Source organism: Archangium sp., assembly GCF_036389735.1.
Lineage (GTDB): Bacteria > Myxococcota > Myxococcia > Myxococcales > Myxococcaceae > Archangium.
The window spans coordinates 1-4,145 of sequence record NZ_DASVWK010000763.1 but is presented as its reverse complement, the minus strand read 5'-3'; the positions used below and the strand labels follow the sequence as shown (position 1 = coordinate 4,145).

Here is a 4,145-nt window from a genome sequence, read left to right as displayed (position 1 = left end):
GCTACCTCGAGGCCTTCATGGACTGGTGGCTCATCTACCGCGATGAGAACCAGGTGCGTGCCTTCGCCTCGGAGATTGAGCCGGCGCAGCTCGCCTCCGTGGACATGTTCCGCGACAGCACGCAGAACGTCATCTACATGGCGCTGACCCGCCGCTAGAGGCAGGGGCTCCCACGGTGGGGGCCCTCCTCGGCTTCCTCAGTGGGGGCCGTTGTCGCCCCGAGGTTCCTCGGGGCCGCGGCGGGGCAGGGTGATGGTGAAGGTGGCGCCCTGTCCCGGTGCGCTCTCCACCGCGATGGCGCCGCCGAGCGCCTGGACGATTTCCCGGACAATCCACAGCCCGATGCCGAAGCCACCGTAGTGGCGCACGGACACGGCGCGCTCGAAGCGCTCGAAGATGCGCGAGGCGTCCTCCTCGGCGATGCCGATGCCCTCGTCGCGTACCCGCAGCCGCGCGAAGGCCTCGTTGCCCTCCACGGTGATTTCAATGGGCCGGCCCGCGCCGTACTTCGAGGCGTTGGTGAGCAGGTTGAGCACCACCTGCTCCAGGCGCATGGCGTCCCAGTGGCCCACCAGGGAGGAGGGCAGGTTGAGCCGGAGCTCGCACTCGGCCCGGCCCAGGCTCTCGCGCGAGCGCTCCACCACTCCGCGCACCACCTGCACCAGGTCCACGTCCTCGAGCTTGCCCAGCATCTGCCCCTGGGCGATGCGCGAGATGTCCAGCAGCTCGTTGACCAGCTTGCCCATGCGCTGCGTCTGGAGGTTGGCGGACTCCAGCTTCGCGCCGAGCCGCTCCGGCGTCATCCGCTCCCCGCCCTGGCGCACCTGGGACATGAGGCCCTGGATGTGGAGCTGGAGCGAGGTGAGGGGCGTCTTCAGCTCGTGCGCGGCGATGGAGAGGAAGTCGTCCCGGCGCCGCACCGCCTCCTGCTCCTCGCGGTAGAGCCGGCCCCGCTCCTCGGAAAGGGCGGCCATGCGCTCGAAGCCCTCGGCGTTCTCCAGCGCCACGGCGGCCAGGATGCAGACGAAGGAGGCCAGACGCTCCTCGTCCTCGCCGAAGAGCTCCCCCACCTGCCGGTGGCTGACGCACACGCAGGCCACCGTCTTGCCGCGCACCTGGATGGGAGCGCACAGCAGCGAGCGCACCCCCAACAGCTCCATGCTCTCGCTCACCCCGCCGGGCATGCCCTGGCCCATCACCGTCGGGCGCCCCGTCTCCAGGGCCCGGCCGAGCGCGGTGCGGCCCACGCCCGCCGCCGCCAGCTCGTCCTCGGGCAGCAGCGTCTCCGGGTCGAACACCGCGCAGTGCTCGGCGCGCAGCAGCTCCAACATGGACTGGCGCACGGCTTCGAACACCGCCTCGCGCGAGAGGGCCGAGGCGATGCGGCGGCCCGCGTCCAGCACCTTGGGGAAGCGGTCCACCAGCGAGAGGGTGCCCGGGCGCTCCGGCTGCTGCGCGCCGTCGCGGGCCTCGGTGCCCAGGTTCTGCTCCAGCTCCTGGAGCTCGCGGTGGGCCTCCTCCGCCCAGCCGTTGGCGCCCGGCCAGCCCAGCTCCTTGCCCACGCGGCCCAGCGCCTGGAGCGTCTGGGCGCGCTCGTGGCGCATCTTCAGCTCCTCGGCCACGCTCAAGCTCTCCTCGAGGTAGCGGCGGGCCCGGCGCGGGTTGCCGGCCATGGCGGCCAGCAGCCCCCGCTCGCGCATCGTGTGGGCGAGGTTGTTGCGGTAGCTGCGCGAGAGCTTGTAGGCCCGGCGCGCCACCTTCTCGGCCCGCTTCAGCGCCTCCGCGCGCACGCGGGGAGCCAGCGGGGAGCTGTCCTCGGCCCGCATGCGCAGCGCCGTCACCAACCAGGGGACGATGGGGGCCACGTACTCGTGCCGCAGGTGGGCGTGCTCCACCAACTTGTCCGCCTTCTCCAGCAGGGGCACGGCACTGGTGGGGTCGCCCTCGCGCAAGAGGCGCAGCGCCTCGGCCAGCAGGGTGTTGGCGTGCGTCTGCGTGTCCTGGCCGGGGTTGATGAGCGAGCCCTCCAGCAGGCTGCGCGGGATGCGCCCCAGGGACGCCTTCGCCCAGACCTCCAGCGCCAGCCGCAGCGCGTACGAGTCGCCGATGGCCAGCGCCGCCCCATGCAACCGCTGGGCGGAGTCCAGTGCCTCCTTCAGCCGGCCCAGCCGGTAGAGGGCCATGGCGTACTGGTAGTGGGCGTTGTTGACCTCCCACTGGTCTCCCGTGCGCTGGAGCAGCCGCACCGCCTCGCGGCACTTCTCGATGGACTCCTCGAAGCGGCCGGCGGCGTAGAGGCCGAGCCCGTAGAAGTGGAGCGACTGGCCCTGGCCCCACACGTCCCCCAGCTCCTGGCGCAGCGCGAGCGACTTCTCCGCGTAGGCGGTGGCCCGCTCGAACCAGGGAATCATCGTGAGCATGGGGGTGTGCTCCGAGTAGGCCTGGGCCAGCTCGGGCGTGGGCGGATAGCGCTCGGCCGTGTTCACCTCGCGCAGGTGCGTCCAGAAGGTGGCGATGGGGTTGCCGAAGAACCAATAGCTGTAGGTCAAGCGGCTGTAGAAGTGGACCGCGAGCAGGTCCTCCTCGCTGTGCTCCAGGGAGCGGCGCCCCATGAGCAGGTCCGGCATGAGGGTGTGCCCCGTCTGCACCACCATCTCCCAGAGGGCACCCAGGGCGAACGCCAGCGAGGAGCGGGGCACCCACCGCCCCAGCAACGTCAGCCCCTGCTTCAGGGCCGCGTCGGCCTCCTCCTTGTGGTTGAGCTTGAACGTCAGCTCGCCCAGCTTGGACCAGATGCGGGCCTGCTCGAGCCTGTCGCCCGCCAGGGACTGGGCCAGCTCCAGCTGCTGCTGGGCGGTGTCATAGCGCCCGCGCAGCATGAGGACGTCCCCGAGGCCGGCGGCGAGGCGGAAGCGCGTGGCGGTGTCGGCCCGGGCCGCGCCGCGCTCGGCGATGCGGTAGTTGAGCTCGGACGTCTCCAGGGCGAACTGCTGACGCGCCCGCTCGGCGGCCACCAGGGCATACGGGAGGGCCTGGGCATACTCGCCCGCCGCGTCGAAGTGGTAGGCCAGCTCGAAGGGGTCCACCGGCGGGTTGGCGGCGATGGTACGGGCCGCCAGCCGGTGCAGCTCGCGGCGCTGCTCGGGCTTGAGCAGCCCCAACAAGGCCTCGCGCAGCTTGTCGTGGACGAAGGTGTAGCGGCTGCCACTGCCCTCCCACAGCATGTGCCGGCGCCGCGGCTCCACCAGCGCGGTGGCCACCTGATCGCGGGAGCTACCCGAGAGGGCCGCTACCCGGTCCAGGGCGAAGTTCTTGCCCAGCACCGCGCCCACGGACAGCAGGCTGAGCGAGTCGGGTGGCAGCAGCTTGAGCCGGCGCACCAGGAAGGAGGCCGCCTGCCGCGAGGAGCGCACATGGGCCATGGCCTCGGGCTCCACCTGCCAGCCACGTGGGCCCGGCACCAGCGCGCCGTCCTCCACCAGGCCGTGCAGCACCGCCGAGGCCATGAAGGGATTGCCCTCGGACAGGCGCGCCACCACCTCGGTGGCCTCGCGCGGCAGGGTGCCGGCCATGGACTCCAGCATGCGCACCACCTCGGTGGTGCCGAAGGCCGCCAGCCGCAGGTGGGCGTCCGGGTTGAGCCGGCGCAGCACGTGCCCGGGCCCCACCTCCTCGCTGCGGAAGGACACCACGATGAGCACGTGCCCCAGGGCCTCCCGGCGTGCCTGCTGCCAGCTCTCCAGGGCCTTGAGCGTGGGCTCGTCCGCCCACTGGCTGTCGTCGAGCAGCACCAGCGCGGGCTCGGTCCGCGTGCCCAGGGCACCCAGCAGTTGGGTGAGGGCCCAGATACCGCGACTCTCGCCCAGGGACTCGGGGCCGAGGCTCTCCTGCTTCGAGGGGCGCAGCACCGGCTGGAGCTGCGGCAGCACCATGCACACCGCCGCCGCCTGCTCCATCAGCCGCTCGCGCAGCAGCTCCGCCAGCGCGGGCCGCTCCAGGGCCGCCGTGGCGATGCCCGAGGCCACGTCCGCGACGAGCTGGAAGGGCCGCTGCGCGGCCTGGGCCACCGCCTGGCCCTGGAGCACCCAGGTGCGGTGCTGGCGGGCGCGCGTGGAGAACTCCTCCAGCAGCCGGCTCTAGCCCCC

At 72.3% G+C, this 4,145-nt stretch carries 1 protein-coding gene; it reads right to left on the bottom strand.

Features of this window, described 5'->3' with window-relative positions; all coding sequences use genetic code 11:
* Positions 1 to 197: 197 nt before the first annotated feature.
* The gene (locus VF794_RS27090; RefSeq protein WP_331115291.1) at positions 198 to 4,127 is read right to left on the bottom strand and encodes an ATP-binding protein; all 3,930 of its coding nucleotides are present in this window, start codon (positions 4,125 to 4,127) and stop codon (positions 198 to 200) included.
* Positions 4,128 to 4,145 lie beyond the last annotated feature (18 nt).